Raw genomic sequence first — 17,298 nt, forward strand, 5'->3', positions numbered from 1 at the left:
CCGAACAGACGAGGGGGCGCCGAACGAGGTGGCGCGCAGCCCGGTTCGCTAGCGTGTCCCCATGATCACCGCCATCGTCTTCGTGAAGGCCGACGTCGCCCGTATCCCCGAGGTCGCCCAGTCGATCGCGGCCCTGGAGGGCGTGAGCGAGGTGTATTCCGTCACCGGACAGATCGACCTGATCGCGCTCGTCCGTGTGCGCAGCCACGACGAGGTGGCCGAGGTCGTCGCCGACCGCCTCAACAAGGTCTCCGGGGTGACCGAGACCGAGACGCACATCGCGTTCCGGGCGTACTCACAGCACGACCTGGAGTCGGCGTTCTCCCTCGGCCTGGACTGACGCCCACGCCGACCCGTCGCTGCGGGGTCAGTCCTCCGCGTCGGCGCCGGTGGCCCAGTCGGCCGGTGCGCGCAGGTGCACCAGTGGAGCTTCCTCGACGACGACCTCCCAGCCCAGCGCCTCGCGCAGGGCGTAGGCGATCTTGCCGTCAGCGTCAACGAGGGCCTCGGTGACCTCCAGCTCGCGCAAGGTGTCGATCCAACCCGGCTCGAGTCGGACGAAGTCGTAGTTCCGCTGGATCTCGGTCGCGGTGAACATGTCGCCGTAGCCGTGCATGACGGGGTCGAGATGCGGGTGGCGCCACAGCAAGTGGCCTCCGTCCTTCCACTCGTTGAGCACTCCTGTGCCGTCCGCCAGCGTGTGTACCGACGCCTCGGCGCGGTTGTCCGGGTTGATCGGGTCGGCCGATGTCTGCGCGACGATCAGGGCGAGGCTGACCAGCGCCAGGACGAAGCCGCCCAGGATCACCGGCAGCTCCAGCCGCCACCCGGCACGACGAGGCACGACGCGGCCGAGCCGCGCGGCCAGCAGCGGGACCAGCATGGTGACCGCCACCGGCACCGTGCGGACGGAGTAGACCAGCCATGCTCCCGCCAGGAGGAGCAGCATGAACTCCAGCCACGGCACCGGGCCGGAGCGCAGGGCGAGGCCCAGCACCGCCACCAGCATCAAGGCGGCGACGGCGGCGTGCGGGAGGGTGAACTGCGTCGGCCCCCACTCGGCGAAGTACTTCGAGATCGCGCCGACGCGCGCCGACGAGGTGAAGATCCCCAGCCCCATGGGGGTCAGGCTGGCGGCCACCACGGACCCGACCGGCACCACAAGCATGCGCAGCACGGCGCCTCGAGGCGTACGCCGCTCAAGAGCGATTCCCAGCACCGCGATCAGGCTGATCAGCACCCCGATGGACCACATGCCGTGGACCATCGCCCACAGCCAGGTCACCGGGATGATCCACCACGGCACCCGGCCGTTGCGCCCGGCCGCCATCCAGGCTGCCGTGACCAGCGCGATGATGAGGTAGCTCGCCACCTGTGGGCGGCCGGACAGGTTGGGAGAGGCAGCGACCACGGCAACGGGCACGATGAACGACGCAACCACCAAGGAGCTCCGGCGCCGCGCCACCAGGAAGAGCACGAGGGCGAACGTGAGCACCATGGCTCCTGAGAGCCAGACGGCACCGGGCAGGCCGAACCACTCCTCGAACTTGGCCAACCCCATCTGCCCCAGCCACTGCGTGGGCAGCCAGTCCGCGGTGGCGAAGCGGGTGACACTCCCCGGGTCGCGCGGTGACCAGCCCTCGAGGAACTCGCGACCCAGCCTCAGGTGGAAGTAGGTGTCGGCGTTGTCGATCGGTTTCGCCATCTTCTGGACGATGACCGCGAAGGCACCCAGCACGAGGATCAACGGCAGGGCGACCAGCCCGAAGGGGGCAGGGGCCGCAGCGGCAGGGGATTCCGGTGCGGGAGATGCCGGGACCGGCGTCTCGGGTGCGCGTGCTGCGGTGGCGGGCATGGTGTGGTCGACGGGAAAAGGCACCCCCGGAGCCTCCCATGATCCGAGGCGACGGGAGGCCTGAATCGACAACCTCGACCGCGACGGAGTTGGTGATTCTCCGGGCCGCCCGCACCCGACTCCCGTAGCCTCGCGGGCGTGAGTGCCACGTCCATCCCGGCAGACGGAACCGTTGCCACGAAAGATGACGCTGGCCCGACGGTCACCGCCACTGGTGCCGCACAGCGAGGGGTCGGCAACCGGATCGCGTGGGCGTTGGTCGTGACCGCGGCCTCCGCGGTTCTGTGCGACCTGGCCCTGGCGATGTCGTTGCGCCTCGGGGGGCAGGCGCCGCTCAAGCCCGGTCCGGCCCTGGTGGGGATGGCCCTGCTCTGGGTACTGCTCCTGGGCCTCGTGGGGCTGACCGGTCGCGTACGTCGCGGCCTCCAGGTCGGTTTCCTCGTCGTCGCCTTCCTCGCTGCCGTCAACGCGGCGCGGATGGACGTGCTCCAGTCCCCGCTCGTCCCGTCCGACGTGGCCTACCTGCGCGCGCCGGCCTTCCTCATCGACATGGTCGGTGTCCCGGCACTCCTGCTCGGGGTGTGCGCTCTGGGGGCCCTCCTGCTGCTCCTCCTCTGGCTGGGCCGGGTGGCTGGGCGATCGCGGCCGGCGCCACCGCGGCGTGGCCAGAGAGGCTGGGAGGCCTGGATCCTGTTCCGTGCCGTCGGTGTCGGCACCGCCATCACGCTCGCCTGGCTCTCGGCAGGGTTCAACACGCCGGGCAACCCTGTACGAGCGATCTACGACGCCGCCGGGGCGCAGTGGCTGGCGTGGTCGCCGACGACCAACTACCAGGGCAACGGATTCGTCGGTGGGACGCTCTTCAGCCTGCCGGCAGAACCGATGGAGCAACCGCCCTCCTACTCAGCCGACCGGATGGCAGAGATCAGCAAGAAGTGGGTGAGGCTGGCGGCCGAGCGCAACCGGGGCGCCGACGCGGACGTGTTGGCCAGGACCAACGTCGTCGTGGTGCTGAGCGAGTCGATGGGTGATCCCTCGGCACTGGAACGCACCCGCCTCGCGGAGGACGCCCTCCCCGGTGTCCGCCGGCTCATGGCGCAGGGCGGGGGGCACATGTTTGCCGCCCACTACGGCACCGGAACTTCGCTCATGGAGTTCGGTGTGCTCACCGGCCAGAGCCCCGGGCTCTTCGGCCCGCACATCGTGTCGCCCTACCAGCAGTTCGTCGCGGACCAGGAGGACTATCCCTCCGCCGTCGGCTGGCTGGGCACGGTCGGACACCGTGTCGTCGCCCTCCATCCCTTCCGGCCGGAGCTGTACGCCCGCACCGAGGTCTATGACCGGCTGGGCTTTGACGAGTTCGTCGACGAGGCGCACATGGCGAACGCCTCCGCCGTCGTCCCGGGCGGCTTCGTCTCGGATGCGTCCGCCTACGCCGAGGTCGTGCAGCAGCTCGAGGAGAGTGACTCCCCGGCCCTGGTCCACCTGGTCTCCATGCAGAACCACGTCCCCTTCTCGGGGCTGTACGACGACCCCGTGGAGGTCGAGAGTGCCGCGTGCTGCGAGGAGGAGATCGGACAGTGGGCACGTGGCCTCGCGATCTCCGACGCCGCGGTGCAAGGGTTCCTCGCCTCCCTCGAGGAGCTGGACGAGCCGACCGTGGTGCTGCACTTCGGGGACCACTTCCCGGGGATCTTCGACGCTTCCGACACGCGGGCCGAGGGACTCAACCTGCACCGAACGCCGTGGTTCGTCTGGTCGAACGTGGAGGGTGCCGTCGGGGGCGCCCCTGAGCTCCTCTCACCGACGGCGGCACTGCCGATGGTGCTGGAACGCATCGGCGCACCGCTCCCGCCCTACCTGCTGCTCGTCAAGGCGCTGCAGGACGAGGTCGGCACCGTGCGCGGTGACACGGTGGTCACGCCCGAGGGCGACGAGGTGGCGCTGGCATCGCTCGACGAGGCCCAGCGGGAACTTCTCGAGGAGGCCAGGCTCGTGCAGTACGACTTCTCCGTCGGTCAGCGCCACGCCCTCGAGGCACTCTGGTACTCCGCCGACAACTGATCTGTCAGCGCGTGGGACGCGCCACCGTGCGAGGCAACCCCCGCTCGTCGGACGGCACGCCGGCGTCGCGGGCCTTGTCGATGGCACTGATGAGTGCCAGTCGACCCTCGGCGCCCCGCGTCGGGCACGTCCACTCGCCCTGGGCACGGACGAGGCGTACGCCGGGCTGCTCCAACCAGCGCAGGACCAGGTCGCACTCCTCGGCGGAGGATGCGGGCAGCGCGCCGCGGGAGTCGACCACCGTCTCTGCGCTGGCCACGAGGTTGTCCACCCAGGTGTTGGCATCGGCGCGTGGCGGGATGACGCCCGCGGCGCTGAGCCGACCGTGCCGCAGCACGTGGACCGCCCAGCGACCGTCGTCCTCGCGCCGGGCAGCCACCAGCTCGGCGCAGTCCACGAGCGCACGGAGGCGCTGTGAGCGGGCGGCGGACCTGACGAAGACGCCGAGCCTGTCGCGGTGGGTGCCTGCCTCCTCGAACCTCTCGTCCTCAGCGCAGACGCGCATCCGCTGCTCCAGCGCCTCGACCACATCGGTGGGGTCTGCAACGAGCGTGCTGGCCAGCGATTCGACCACGGCGGCGTACGTCGTGGCGTCGGCCGAGCCGTCGCACGGTGAGAGGCAGCGCCCCATCTCGGCCAGGGCGCACGGCGTGCCGGTGGGCTGACGTCCTAGGCGCTGCGTGCACTGCCGGATCGGGTACGCCTCGTGGAGCGCCGCCAGTGCCCGCTCCGCGGTGCGTCGGGACGAGAACGGGCCGAGGTGGGCCATCGTGCGGTCCTTGACGGACCGGACGAGGGAGAGCCGCGGCCACGGCTCGGCGGTCAGCGTGAGGAAGTGGTGCTTGTCCGGGAATTTCGAGCGCCGGTTGTAGTGGGGACGATGGCTCGCGATGAGCCGCAGCTCGCGCACCTGTGCCTCCAGCGCCGTGCTGCACTCGACCGCCTGCACCCGTTCGGCAAGGGTGACCATCTCGCTCATCCGGCTGCGGGTCTCGGAGGCCGTGAAGTACGTCCGGACGCGCTTGCGGACGTGGCGCGAGGTGCCGACGTACAGCACTTCGTCGCGCGCCCCGCGGAACAGGTAGACCCCTGGTCCGGTGGGCAGGTCCTCGGCGAGGTGTCGCTTGCGGCGCTGGGCGTCGGTGACCTTGCCGTTGAGGCTCTGGACGTCCTCGAGCGTCTGAAGGCCCTGTCCGCCGAGACGGGCGAACAGGCCGTGCATCACGTCGACCGTGGCCCGCGCGTCGGACAGGGCCCGGTGGTCGGGAGTGACGGAGGCGCGGAAGAGGGTGGCCAGGCTCGACAGCTTGCAGTTGGGGGTCTCGTCGCGGGTCACCACGCGCCTGGCCAACTTGACCGTGTCGAGGACCTCGAAGGAAGGCCACGGCCGCTGCTGCTGCTCGGCGAAGTGCTTGAGGAAACCGACGTCGAAGGGGGCGTTGTGGGCCACGAGGACGCTTCCTGCGGCGAACTCGAGGAACGCCGGGAGCGCCGACTCGATCGGCGGGGCGGTGGCGACCATTGCGTCGGTGATGCCGGTGAGCACAGCGATGAAGGGAGGGATCGCGGCGTGGGGGTTGACAAGGGTCTGGAACTCCCCGAGCACCTCGCCGCCGCGCACCTTCACGGCGCCGATCTCGGTGATCATCGAACCACCGGCGGGCGACCCACCGGTGGTCTCGAGGTCCACCACCGTGAAGGTCACCTCGCTCAACGGCCGGCCGAGGTCGTCCAGGCCCAGTTGCTGCTCCCAGCGCCGCTCCGAGGTCGTCCCGGAGGTGTTTCCGGAGGAGGGAGCGGGGCTTCCAGGGTGGAGCAGTGCGTCGGTGGTCGAACTCATGGGCTCAACCTAGAGCGCTGCGCCGACGCTTTCGCGTCTTCGTCGACGAGCCTCGCCGAACGGCCTACGCGGGGGCTTCTTCGCTGCCACACTGTGTGTGCTCTAGATGATCCCAGGAGGACAGTGCAGTGGTGTGGGTGGTTGTTCCGGCGCTCGACGAGGCCGAGAACCTTGCGGTCCTCGTCCCCAGGATCAGGACGGCTCTGGCCGCGGTGGCAGTGGACGGACAGGTGCTCGTCGTCGACGACGGGTCCACCGACGGGACCTCTGAGGTCGTCCGGGCCATGACACAGACCTTCGGCAACGTCCACCTCGAGACCCTGCGGCGCAACCTGGGCAAGGCGGCTGCCCTGCAGCGCGGCTTCGATCGAGCGCTGGAGGGCGGCGCCGAGATCATCGTGATGATGGACGCCGACGGTCAGGATGACCCCGCCGAGCTGGCGCGACTGCTGGAGCCGATCAGGCAGGGGCGTTCCGACCTCGTGACCGGCGCCCGGACCGTGCGCCGCGACCGCTTCGTCAAGCGGCACACCTCGCGGCTCTACAACGCCACCACCAGGTGGATCGCGGCGACGCCGGGGCGGGACTTCAACTCGGGTTACAAGGCCATGCGTGCCGAGGTCGCCCAGGACGTGCTGCCGATGATGTACGGCGAGATGCACCGCTACCTGACCGTGCTGGCACACCACTCCGGCTACCGCGTCAGCGAGGAGACGGTGGAGCACCATCCCCGGATGAACGGCGACAGCAAGTACGGACTCGCGCGCTTCTGGCGCGGGATGTCGGACCTCGTCACGGTCCGCTTCCTCCTCTCCTACGAGCACCGGCCCTCCCACCTCTTCGGTGGGATCGGCATGGTCCTCTTCCTGCTGGGCAGCGTCGTGCTGGGCTACCTCACCGCCATCAAGCTGCTGGGTGAGCCCATCGGTGGCCGGCCGCTGCTGATCGCCGGCGTGCTGGCGGTCCTGATGGGGTTGCAGTTCGTGATCTTCGGCCTGCTCGCCGAGCTCGTGGTGAATGCGCGCAACCGCTCGGTGGGTCAGGTCCGAAGCAGCGTCCATGTCGGCTGAGGTCCGCCCGACCCCGTCATCCCCGTCACACGTCCCCGAGCCGCCCCGGCTCCTGCTGGCGGCTGCGTCCGCGGCGCTCCTGGGGAGCCTGGTCATCCTCTTCTGGGGCGCGGTCACCATCGGCGTGACCTACGACGAGCCCTACCACGTGATGCGGCTGCAGCACTGGTTCGACCACGGCTGGTACCTCCTCAACGACGACCTGGTGAACGGTGAGGTGGGGGAGTGGGTCGACGACTCCTTCGTCTACGGACCGGTGGCGACGCTGCTGCTTCACCTGGTCAACGTCGCCCTGGGCAACGAGACGTGGGGCACGGTGGGCGGTGGCAGCGATTCCTACGCGGTGCGCCACCTCGCCGTCGCCGCGATGTCCTTCGTGGCTGTGCTCGCCACCGCGGCGCTGGGACGGGTGCTGCTGCGCAGCTGGCGCTGGGGCGTGGTCTGCGCCGCCGCGCTGGTGGTGGTGCCGCTGTGGACCGGCATGGCCATGGTCAACGTCAAGGACACACCCGTGGCCGTCGGCTACACCCTCGTGACGCTCGGCCTCGTGCTGCTCGTGGGCGAGACGCCGGCGCGGTGGCGGCTCCCAGTGGCAGGGCTGCTGACCTGGGCAGGTGGGCTCCTGGCTGTGGGCGTACGACCGGGCATCTGGCCCGGCATCGCCGCGGCGTACGGCCTGGTCGCCCTCCTCCTGCTGGTGCGCCGCCCCGGAGGAACGCGTCCAGCGCTGGCGCGGTTGGCCGTGGCCACGACCGCTGGGGTGGCGACGTTGGTCGTTCTGGCGTTCGTCTACCCGGCCGTCTTCGCCGACCCCGACTGGGTGCTGCGCTCCGTCTTCTCCTCCGCCAACTACCGCGGTGAGTCCACCCCGCGCCACACCGCCCCGGTCCAGGTGTTCGGCGTCGTCCCGACCCTGCTCCTCGTCCTCAGCCTCGCTGCCTGGGGACGGCTGGCTCGTCGGGCGCGTCCGAGGTCGTGGCGTCTCGACGTCCCCTCCACCCGCTGGTTGCTCGTGGGTCTGCAGGCACTGCTCATCGCTTCCCTGGCGATCGCCAAGGGGTCTCAGCTGCACGGGCTTCGCCAGATGCTCTTCGCGATGCCCGCGGTCGCCGTCCTTGCCGTGTGGGGTCTGAGTCGGTGGATCGCGGCGACTCAGTCTCCACACGCCTCACGGGCAGGCTCGCAGGCCGCGTCCGACGAGCCCATGGCACCGAGCCGATGGCCGGCGAGGGTGCTGGTGGCAGCGGTGGCGGTCTCGCTCCTGACCCCCACGCTCGTGCAGGCTCGGCTCTTCCCGTACAGCTACGGATACTCCAGCGCCATGGTCGACCTCAGTGGCGCCATCACCTCCAACGACTACTGGCGAGGGAGCTACCGCGAGCTGGCGCCGTTGCTCACCGACGACGAGTTCCTCGTCTGCTCCGGAGAGATGATCTCGGGCCAGCAGACCTACGCGCGCCTGACCCGCGACGGGGGAAGATCGCCGGTCGAGCGCAGCCGGGACTGTCGTACCGACTACCTGAGTCCCTTCGGGCCCTACCGCTCCTTCGACGTCGCGGTCGACGAGCCGGTGGGGACGACCTTCCTGATGGCCTCGTCCGGCAGCACAGACCCGGGGCGGCTCTGCACCGACCTCGCCCAGGTCGAGCGCCACCGACACCTGCGGGTGCACCGGATGAGCGTGTTGCGCCGGTGTCAGCTGGTGCTCCTCGACCTGCCTGACGCCCGGATGACGTTCACGCCGGAGGGCCACGGGTCGGAGTTCCTCATGGGCGGCTGGACGGGTAACAGGTCCGACCCCGGTGTCGAGCTGCTCGACCGCCGGGGGGACCTCGGCTTCGCCCTTCCGGACCTGGATGACGCACGCCCCGTGGAGGTGGCGCTCTCCCTCGAGCACGACGTCACCGTCGAGGTGCTGGTGGACAACGTCCGCCTCGGACGGTGGGCACCCGGGGCGGGCGTTCGACGACTGACCGTGCCGGCCGGGTGGGGCCGGGTGGTCGAGGGTGGTCTGGTGATCACGGTGAGGGCGGCCGAGGGCGGAGAAGTCAGGATGTTGACGGTGCAGGTGGACGAGGCGAAGGAGGCACGACGATGAAGGGTGCGTACGTCGGCGTCGTGAGGGCCCTGCGGCGGCTGCTGCGGGTGACAGGTCTCCTTGCGCTGCTGGACCACGCCGCCAAGAGGTCGCGCACTGCGCTGTGGGTGCGGTCGTGGTTTGCCATCTACGACTTGGACGACATGCTGCGCATCGGTCTGCCCTGGTGGACCTTCGAGGCCGTCGACCTCGTCGAAGCACACCTGGCCGCGACGCCTCGCGCGCGGATCCTCGAGTGGGGCTCGGGCGCCTCAACGGTGTGGCTGGCCGCCAGGGCTGCCACCGTCGTCGCCGTCGAGCACGACCCGGAGTGGGCCGCGTCGATGCGTCCGCGGCTGCCTGACCACGCCCAGGTGCAGACCGTGCCCTCGGTGGCCACGGGCACGCCGGCGGTGGCCTCACGCAAGCCCGGGTTCGAGGGCCAGGACTTCACCGCCTACGTGGCGGCCATCGACGACGAGCCCGGAGCGTTCGACCTCGTCGTCGTCGACGGCAGGGCGCGCGAGGCGTGCCTGGCGGCCGCGTTGCCGCGACTGGCCCCGGGTGGCATGGTCGTCTTCGACAACGTCGATCGTCGCCGTTACCGCGACGCGATCGCCGAGCACCCGGAACTGGAGGTCCTGTGGACCCGAGGTCGGACGCCGTCGTTGCCCTACCCGACACGCACGGCCCTCCTGCGGCTCCGGGAGGAGCGTCAGGGGTGAAGGAGCCACGGAGGCTGCTGGGGCACCTGGCCCGTGTCCTCTTCCTGGTCGCGGTCGTGGCCGGGGCGTGGTGGAGCCTCCGCGAGGAGGGCGACGAGGTTGCCGCCGCGCTCGCAACCACCACGGTGGGCAGCCTGGCGCTCAGCCTGGTCCTCGTCCTCGTGGGTCTCGGGGTGACCGGGGCGCTGTGGGGACGGATCTTCCGCCTGCACGGTGCCCGGGTGCCCGCGCGTGACGTTGCTGCGATCTTCTTCGTGGGGCAGCTGGGCAAGTACGTCCCCGGTTCGGTCTGGAGCATCGGCGTGCAGGCCCGCATGGCCCACGGCCACGCGGTCGGAGCGCGCGCCACGGTCTCCACCTCCCTCATCTTTCTCTGGGTGCACCTGGCGACGGGCTCCCTCGCGGCGGGGCTGGCCCTGCCGTGGGTGCCCGGCGCCGACGAGCTGCCCGGCGGCCGGTGGGTGGCGTCCGGGGCGTGCGTCCTGACAGGTCTCGCGGCGTTGCTGCCCACGGTGGTGCACGGGGTGACCCGATGGCTCGCACGGAGCGAGGACGCGGCGTGGGGCGTGGTTGACACGTGGAGCGCCGTGGCGCTGATGACGCCTGTCTGGACGGCCTACGCCTTGGCGATGGTGCTCCTGGCGCCCGAGGGCGGCCTCCGATGGTCAGTCGAGTCGTACGCAGCCCTGATGGCCGCCTTCGCCCTGGGCTACGTCGCAGGCGTGGCCGTCCCCGTCGCCCCTGCTGGGCTGGGGGCACGTGAGGGCGTCGTCGTCCTGCTGCTGGCCCCCACGCTGGGGTTGGCCCCAGCGGCCGCCGTGGCGGTGCTCGCCCGGGTCGTGCACACGGTGGCCGACTTCCTGATCGCGCTCCTGGCCTGGCTCGCGCGCCCGACGCGGACCTCGGCGACGGTGCACCAAGGGCGAGACTGACGGAGCCGTCGCCTCGACACGCCGCTTGCGGCACTGCCGAGGCGAATTGTCGGAGGCCGCTGTTTGAGTGCCCCACATGACGACACGAATCGACTGTGACTCCTGCGAGGTCCGTGGCCTGCACTGCCACGACTGCGTGGTGACCGTGCTCCTGGGGCCGCCCGCGGAGCTCTCCTTCGAGGACGACGAGCGCGCGGCGCTCGATGCCCTGGCCTGCGGAGGGCTGGTGCCTCCGTTGAGGATGGTCCGGCCGCTCGCGGGACCGACGATGGAATCCGCCTAGGACACCTCGTCGAGGTGTGGTCTGCATCACTGAATGTGGACTTCCTTTTGGTGGGTCGTCCCAGTGCGGCTAGCCTGACCGAGCAAGTTCTCGCGGCGCGCGTCAGCACCGTGCGCGAGCACGGTCATCGGGGCTGCCCCGGCGGCGCAAAGAAGCAGAGGAGACAGACCGATCGTGAATCACGGCCGGAACCGACGTGCCAAGGCGGTCGCTCTCCTGAGCGTCCTCGCAGTGACGGGAGTCGTCTCCGCAGTCCCTGCCCAGGCCGAGCCTGACGTCGAGGACGTGCGAGTGAAGGTCGATCGGCTGTACCACCAGGCCGAGCAGGCGCAGGAGCGTTACAACGACTCCGCGCTCCGCCTCAAGGGCCTGAACGCCGAGCTCTCCTCCCTGCAGGCCGACGAGAAGCGCCAGGGGCGTCGTCTCGGCGAGGTGCGTGAGCAGGTCCAGGACCTGATCGTGCGTCAGTACATGGGCGAGGGCGTCAACACCGTCGGCCAGGTCGTCGTCTCCGACGACCCCTCCAGCTTCCTCGGTCAGCTGACCACCATGCAGGCCTTCGGCGACCTCCAGGACGACCTGCTCGACGACTACTCCGCCGAGGTGGAGGCGCTCGACCTGCGGCAGAGCACCGCCCGTGAGCGTCGCGCGGAGATTGCGAAGACCACTGCCGACCTGAAGGCCGACAAGGCCGCGGTCGAGGCCAAGCTGGTCGAGGCCAAGAAGCTGTTGTCGCGGCTCGAGGCGGAGGAGCGCGAGGAGCTCACCGTGTCGCGTGACCACGGTCGTCTCCCGGCCAGCGTCCCGGCCAGTGGTCGTGCGGCTGCGGCGGTCAAGGCTGCCCTGGCCCAGGTGGGCGACGCCTACGTCTACGGCGCCGTGGGCCCCAACGCCTACGACTGCTCCGGGCTCACCATGATGGCGTGGGGTGCTGCGGGTGTCGGTCTTCCGCACTCGTCCTCCGCGCAGTTCGGCTCTGGCGCGCGCGTCGGCCAGGGCGACCTCAAGCCGGGCGACCTGGTGTTCTACTACAGCCCGATCAGCCACGTCGGCATGTACATCGGCAACGGCCAGATCGTGCACGCGGCCAACCCCAGCTCCGGTGTGCGCATCGACAGCGTCTTCTCCATGCCCTACGTGGGCGCCGTGCGCCCCGGCTGATCCAGCCCGCTCCTCCGGCCCCGCTCGGGGCCGTCCGCCGACCCTCGGTGCTCGATGTTCTGACAGGATTCTCCCGTGCGGAGAAATGTCGTGAGCAACGCGTTCGATGCCACCCCGTCGCGCATCGCGGTGGTCCAGACCCTCGTCGGTGGCGCCGTCTTCCTCGCCCTTGCGTGGTGGTTGGTGCCGTGGGCGTCCCGTCCCCGGGGGCCTCGGCCCCCTCGTCGACGCCGGTGCGGTCTTCACCCCTGACGAGCTCGCACGCACCGAGTCGTACTCGCGCGCCGCCAGGGCGTGGAGCTGGAGCTCGCTGGCGGTGTCACTCCTCCTGGCCGCTCTCCTCGGCTTCACGCGGTGGGGTGCCCGTCTCGTGGACCGGCTTCCCGGGCCGTGGTGGAGTCGCGCAGCGCTCGCGGCGGGCGGGTTCGTGCTCGTCCAGGCCACCGTGGGATTCGGTTTCCGGGTGGGCTCGTGGCGGTTGCGCCGTGACTACGGCCTCAGCAACCAGGACCTGGGCGGCTTCCTGCGTGACGTCGCCGTGGGGCTGGCTGTGGACGCCGCTGTGACCTGCCTGGCGGTCGTGGTGGCTGTGGGGCTGGCTCGGCGACTGACCCGCTCCTGGCCGCTGGTGCTGGGGCTCCTGGGAGCAGCCACGGTCATTCTCGGCTCTTACATCTACCCGGTCGTGGTCGAGCCGCTCTCGCACGACTTCGCACCGTTGGCGGGCGGTGAGCTGCGGGACCGCATCACCGGGGTCGCCGAGGCCGAGGGCGTCCACATCGATGACGTCGTGGTCGCGGACGCGTCGCGCCGCACGACGACGCTGAACGCGTGGGTCTCGGGCTTCGGACCCACGCGGCGGGTCGTCCTCTACGACAACCTGGTCGACGAGACGTCACCCGACGAGCTGATGGTCGTCGTGGCGCACGAGCTGGCGCATGCGCGGGAGCAGGACGTCGTGGTGGGGACGGCGTTGGGTGCCGTGGGCGCCTTCGTGGTCGTCGGCTTGCTGGCCCTGGTCGTGATCCGCGTACGCGGAGAGGGCGCGATGGCGCAGCCGCGGACGGTGCCGTTCGTGCTGGCCGCCGTGACGATCGCCACCCAGCTGGTGGCACCCGTGCAGAACGGGATCAGTCGTCAGGTCGAGACGCGTGCGGACGTCGAGGCGCTGTGCCTGGTGGAGGATCCCAAGGCGTTCGTGGCGGTCCAGTCCGAGCTGGCACGCAGGTCGCTCAGCGACCCGACACCACCGGCGTGGTCACAGTGGTGGTGGGGCAGCCACCCGCGGGTGTTGGACCGGGTGACCCTGGCCCGGGAGTGGGAGGAGCGGGGGAACGACGAGTGGTGCGACTGAGCCGCTGGGACCAGCGCTCAGGAGGGGTGCGTCAGCACTCGGCGTTCTTGGTGACCCACGTGGTGATGGTGCCGCAGGAGTCGCCCATGAGCTCGTTCATGAACCCACCGAAGAGGAAGACGATCGCCACGATCATCCCCGCGATGCCGGCAACCAGGAGGCCGTACTCGACGGCGGAGGCGCCCCGCTCGGAGGCGCGTCCGGCGAGCAGGTGCCGGACGTGAGTGAGGAACTGCATCTCGGTGCTCCTGGTGTGATGTGGGTGGTGCGGCGAAAAGGGCGACGCGGCCCCGGAGAGACCTCCGGGGCCGCGCCAGAGAGGCAAGAGCCTCAGATCACATGGAACCCTCGATGGAGTCCTTGGTGTTGGTGAAGATGCCCGAGACCAGTCCACCGAAGAGGAAGACGGCGGCGACGATGAGGGCCGCGATGCCGGCGACGAGGAGGCCGTACTCGACGGCGGAGGCGCCGCGCTCGTCCATCTTGGCCTTCTTGGCGTCCAGCATGATGGTGAGGAACTGAAGCATGGTGGTGATTCCTTCCGGAGAATGCTTGCTGTGGTGTGGTCCGGCAGGCATTCGCCTGATCCGTTGACACCAATCCTGTGCCACTTGTCCGGAAGCTGCGCTCAGAGGAACAGGCAGGCTCACCTAGTCATTTCTGACTATGTCAGGCATGGTATTTATGGGCGCCTCAGTAGCCACTAGGGCCCATGGAGGAGAGCAGCCCGCTCCTCATGGCCGTGACCAGTGCCTGAGCGCGGTTCGTGGCGCCGAGCTTCTGGTAGATCCGCGTGATGTGGGACTTGGCCGTTGACTCGCTCATGAAGAGCGTGCTGGCGATCTGCGTGGCTCCCAGGCCGTCGGCGAGCAGCACGAGGACCTCGTGCTCGCGATCGGTGAGACGGTTGGTCTCACCACTCATCCGACGGATCATGGCGGCTGACAGGCTGGCGCAGAGGAACGTCCGAGGAGACACCGCGGCGTGCTTGGCGGCCTTGACCACCTCGGTCGACGGGGCGTCCTTGCCGACGAAGGCCGAGGCTCCGGCTTCCATGGCCGCGAAGATCTGTTCGTCGCCCGAGTGCATGGTCAGTACCACGAGGCCGGTGTCGGGGAAGTCCCGCCGGATGGCTCGCACGATGTCCAGCCCGGTGCCGTCGGGAAGTTGGAGGTCGGTGACCACCACGGCCGGCGCGTGGTCGGCGAACGCCTCCATCGCCTCGGTGACCGACCCCGCCTGGGCAACCACCTCCGTCTGGGGGTCGAGCGAGAACGCTGTCGCCAGACCGTGCCGGATCAGTTCGTGGTCGTCGACCAGCAGGACGCGCGTCGGGGCGCCCGGTGACTTTGCATCGGTCAGGTTCATGAGCTCTCCTGTCACGCGCCCCGAGACGGGGGACTGGTGGGTTCTGCTGAGCGGTGGATTCGGGCCCCCGGGACGGGGACGTTCTGCAGGGAGGGGTTGCCGCCCTGGTCGGGGGAGCTGCCCACGCGGACGCTCACGGTCGTGCCTCGCGCGGGGCTGGAACGCACCTCGATGATGCCCCCGATGAGGGCCGCACGCTCCCGCATGATCGAGAGGCCGTGCGAGTCGCGGCGGCCGGCCTGGAGCCCCAGCCCGTCGTCGGAGACCACGATCTCGGCGTACGGCGCCTGGACCCGGCAGCGCACGTCGATGAGCGCAGCCTGCGAGTGCTTGACGGCGTTGTTCATCGCCTCCTGGGCGATGCGCAGCAGCTCTGCCTCGACCTCGTGGCGCAGCCGCGAGGTGCGTTCGTCGACGGTGACCTTGATGGGGGTGCCGGAGACGTCGCTGAGGTGGCGCGCCAACGTGGCGATGGCAGCGCCGAGGCTCTCGCTCGAGCCCGCCTGCGTACGCAGCGTCATCACGGACCTGCGCACCTCCGCGACGACGCGCGAAATCATGTCGCGGAGCTGGACCAGCGCCTGCTCCTGCTGGGGTGTGGCGGTCGAGATGAGTGCGTCGACGACGTAGCCCATGGAGGCGATGTCCTGGGCGACGCCGTCGTGCATCTCGCGGGCCAGACGACGCCGTTCCTCCGACATCGCGGCGTCACGGAACGAGACGAAGAGTTGAGCGGTGTCCAGCTGCAGTGCCTCTGGCCCCAGCTGGGTCGCCACCCGGTTCAGCTCCGCGACCAGCTGGTCGCGGTCCACGTGCAGTCCCGGCGCGAGTCGCCCGCTCACCACGGCGACGGTCGCGCCGGAGCTCACGACCGGAAAGGCGAAGTCGTGGCCGATCACGCGTGTGAGTTGATCACGCCACACGTCCTCGGCGAGCTCGCCGTCGCAGTCGCCCTCCTCGTTCGTCGCGGAGCGGCTCACCAGCGGCAGCAGGACGCCGTCGCGTTGCACGTGAAGCACCACCGAGGCCAACGGGAGCTCGGCTCCTATCTGGTCGAGGAGGGCTCCACCCATGCTCATCGGGTCGAGTCCTCCTGCCAGCTGTCCGGAGAGCGCGTTGAGCTCGCTGATGAGGGCGCGGGCCTCGTGGTAGGCAGCGCTGCCGTCGTCCGGTGCAGCCGAGAAGACGAAGAAGCTGGCGAGCAGCCCCAACCCGAGGCCCGTCACCAGCCAGGTGAAGAGGTCGGCAACCTCGGTGGGATCGGGGAAGGAGTCACGCAGTGCCACCAGGGAACTGAGGACGAGGATCTGCACCGCGAACGTCTCCGCGACGCCGCGGATCCCGCGGACCAGTCCATGGACGAAGGGCGGGACCACCAGAGCTGCCAGCAGGGCCGGCGCGACGTCCAGGTAGAGCCCCGCGACGACCGAGACGAGCGCCGACTCGACGATCGAGGCAAGGAGGGGAGAGGCCGGGCTTCGCATGGCCCACGAGATGGCGACCCAGATCGTGGCGAGGGTCAGGAGTCCGGACACGGCTTCGCCGTCGCGGCTCCAGACGACGGCGGCCGCGACGGCGAGCAGGACGAAAGCACGTGAGCCCTCGATGAGACCCGCATGCTGCAGGTCGGGCCCGCGGGTCATCAACCGAAGGAGGACATGATCGACAGCGCGGCGGGGCCGAGGACGATGACGAACAGGGTCGGGAGGATGCAGAAGATCAGCGGGACGGTCATCTTCACGGGGACCTGCTGGGCCTTCTCCTCCGCCTTCTGGCGGCGCTTGGTGCGCATCTCCGAGGACTGGACGCGCAGCACCTGGGCGATCGGGATACCGAACGCGTCAGCCTGCACCATGGCGCTCACGAAGGAGCGGAGGTCATCGAGGTTGGTGCGGTCGGCCAGCGCGCGCAGGGCAGCGCTGCGACCGTTACCGATCTGCATCTCCTGCAGGACCCGGGTGAACTCCTCGGACAGCGGGCCGGTGGTGTTCCTGGAGACCTGCTGGACGGCGGCGTCGAAGGCCAGACCAGACTCCACCGAGATGGTGAGCAGGTCGATCGCGTCAGGAAGCTCCCGGGCCAGTTGCGCCTGACGGTCGTAGGCCTTCTGGTACAGGTACATGTTTGGGCTCATGTAGCCGACCAGCCCACCGCCGACGGTGAAGATCAGGCGGGTGAAGAGACTCAGGTCCAGCATGAAGGAGAACAGCAGGAAGGCGACGAGCCCGCCCACGGCGCCGATGACCTTCATGGAGACGACCCGGTCCACGGACCACCCGACCGGGTTTCCCGCGAGCTCCAGCTTGCGGTAGAGGCGCTCGGCATTGTCCGCGCCGGAGAGCCGACGACCGATGGCGAGGGCTCGCTCCTGGAAGGGCTCCAGGACTCGTTCGCTGAACGGGCGGTTCAGCTCAGAGGTCAGGTCGGGTGTGGCCGAGTGCCCCATGGCTTCGAGCGCCTTGATGGCACGTCCGACCCCGCCGGACTGCGCCGCCTCGGCCTTCGGGAACGCCAGGAAGGTCAGCACGACGGCGGACACGATGAACAGGAATCCCAGAAGCAGCACCAT

At 69.9% G+C, this 17,298-nt stretch carries 16 protein-coding genes; 9 read left to right on the forward strand and 7 right to left on the reverse strand.

The features are described 5' to 3' along the window. The first annotated feature begins 61 nt into the window (after positions 1 to 61). Positions 62 to 340, forward strand: coding sequence for an Lrp/AsnC family transcriptional regulator (locus FCL41_RS05975; RefSeq protein WP_137066617.1), 279 nt, complete (start codon positions 62 to 64; stop codon positions 338 to 340). A 27-nt stretch (positions 341 to 367) separates the two neighbouring features. Here FCL41_RS05975 and FCL41_RS05980 read toward each other — a convergent pair whose 3' ends face one another. Continuing rightward, the gene (locus tag FCL41_RS05980) at positions 368 to 1,879 is read right to left on the reverse strand and encodes a hypothetical protein (RefSeq protein ID WP_137066618.1); all 1,512 of its coding nucleotides are present in this window, start codon (positions 1,877 to 1,879) and stop codon (positions 368 to 370) included. Between the two features lie 114 nt (positions 1,880 to 1,993). Between FCL41_RS05980 and FCL41_RS05985 the strand changes: the two genes are divergently transcribed. Continuing rightward, positions 1,994 to 3,919 carry an LTA synthase family protein gene (locus tag FCL41_RS05985; RefSeq protein ID WP_137066619.1) on the forward strand — a complete coding sequence of 642 codons (1,926 nt, stop codon included), beginning with the start codon at positions 1,994 to 1,996 and terminating at the stop codon, positions 3,917 to 3,919. A 4-nt stretch (positions 3,920 to 3,923) separates the two neighbouring features. Here the strand turns inward: FCL41_RS05985 and FCL41_RS05990 are convergent, their stop codons facing one another. Then, positions 3,924 to 5,759 (reverse strand): DEDD exonuclease domain-containing protein, encoded by a 1,836-nt coding sequence (locus tag FCL41_RS05990; protein ID WP_137066620.1) that lies wholly within the window; start codon positions 5,757 to 5,759, stop codon positions 3,924 to 3,926. 128 nt (positions 5,760 to 5,887) lie between these two features. Between FCL41_RS05990 and FCL41_RS05995 the strand changes: the two genes are divergently transcribed. The 7 genes from FCL41_RS05995 (at position 5,888) to FCL41_RS06025 (ending at position 13,361) form a co-directional block, all read left to right on the forward strand. Continuing rightward, complete coding sequence (locus FCL41_RS05995) at positions 5,888 to 6,829, forward strand: glycosyltransferase family 2 protein (protein ID WP_137066621.1); 942 nt, start codon at positions 5,888 to 5,890, stop codon at positions 6,827 to 6,829. Beyond that, positions 6,819 to 8,927 carry a hypothetical protein gene (locus tag FCL41_RS06000; protein ID WP_137066622.1) on the forward strand — a complete coding sequence of 703 codons (2,109 nt, stop codon included), beginning with the start codon at positions 6,819 to 6,821 and terminating at the stop codon, positions 8,925 to 8,927. Before FCL41_RS05995 ends, FCL41_RS06000 begins: the two co-directional genes overlap by 11 nt. Continuing rightward, positions 8,924 to 9,631, forward strand: coding sequence for a class I SAM-dependent methyltransferase (locus FCL41_RS06005; protein ID WP_137066623.1), 708 nt, complete (start codon positions 8,924 to 8,926; stop codon positions 9,629 to 9,631). The genes FCL41_RS06000 and FCL41_RS06005 overlap by 4 nt, the downstream gene beginning before the upstream one ends. Continuing rightward, entirely contained in the window at positions 9,628 to 10,563 is a 936-nt protein-coding gene (locus FCL41_RS06010; protein WP_170970298.1) for a lysylphosphatidylglycerol synthase domain-containing protein, read from the forward strand. Before FCL41_RS06005 ends, FCL41_RS06010 begins: the two co-directional genes overlap by 4 nt. A 76-nt stretch (positions 10,564 to 10,639) precedes the next feature. Next, on the forward strand, positions 10,640 to 10,846 hold the full coding sequence (locus tag FCL41_RS06015) for a hypothetical protein (RefSeq protein ID WP_137066625.1): 207 nt from the start codon (positions 10,640 to 10,642) through the stop codon (positions 10,844 to 10,846). A gap of 174 nt (positions 10,847 to 11,020) precedes the next feature. Beyond that, positions 11,021 to 12,007 (forward strand): C40 family peptidase, encoded by a 987-nt coding sequence (locus FCL41_RS06020; RefSeq protein WP_137066626.1) that lies wholly within the window; start codon positions 11,021 to 11,023, stop codon positions 12,005 to 12,007. A 148-nt stretch (positions 12,008 to 12,155) separates the two neighbouring features. Next, positions 12,156 to 13,361 carry a M48 family metalloprotease gene (locus FCL41_RS06025; protein ID WP_175422345.1) on the forward strand — a complete coding sequence of 402 codons (1,206 nt, stop codon included), beginning with the start codon at positions 12,156 to 12,158 and terminating at the stop codon, positions 13,359 to 13,361. 31 nt (positions 13,362 to 13,392) lie between these two features. Here the strand turns inward: FCL41_RS06025 and FCL41_RS06030 are convergent, their stop codons facing one another. The 5 genes from FCL41_RS06030 to FCL41_RS06050 form a co-directional block, all read right to left on the reverse strand. Further along, positions 13,393 to 13,599, reverse strand: coding sequence for a Flp family type IVb pilin (locus FCL41_RS06030; protein ID WP_137066628.1), 207 nt, complete (start codon positions 13,597 to 13,599; stop codon positions 13,393 to 13,395). A 97-nt stretch (positions 13,600 to 13,696) separates the two neighbouring features. Then, the gene (locus tag FCL41_RS06035) at positions 13,697 to 13,888 is read right to left on the reverse strand and encodes a Flp family type IVb pilin (protein ID WP_137066629.1); all 192 of its coding nucleotides are present in this window, start codon (positions 13,886 to 13,888) and stop codon (positions 13,697 to 13,699) included. A gap of 166 nt (positions 13,889 to 14,054) precedes the next feature. Then, positions 14,055 to 14,729, reverse strand: coding sequence for a response regulator transcription factor (locus FCL41_RS06040; protein WP_170970299.1), 675 nt, complete (start codon positions 14,727 to 14,729; stop codon positions 14,055 to 14,057). A gap of 11 nt (positions 14,730 to 14,740) precedes the next feature. Then, on the reverse strand, positions 14,741 to 16,372 hold the full coding sequence (locus tag FCL41_RS06045) for a sensor histidine kinase (RefSeq protein WP_137066630.1): 1,632 nt from the start codon (positions 16,370 to 16,372) through the stop codon (positions 14,741 to 14,743). Beyond that, positions 16,372 to 17,298, reverse strand: a complete 927-nt coding sequence (locus FCL41_RS06050; protein WP_137066631.1) for a type II secretion system F family protein — start codon at positions 17,296 to 17,298, stop codon at positions 16,372 to 16,374. The genes FCL41_RS06045 and FCL41_RS06050 overlap by 1 nt, the downstream gene beginning before the upstream one ends.

This window comes from Nocardioides jishulii, from assembly GCF_006007965.1.
In the GTDB taxonomy this organism is placed as follows: Bacteria; Actinomycetota; Actinomycetes; order Propionibacteriales; family Nocardioidaceae; genus Nocardioides; species Nocardioides jishulii.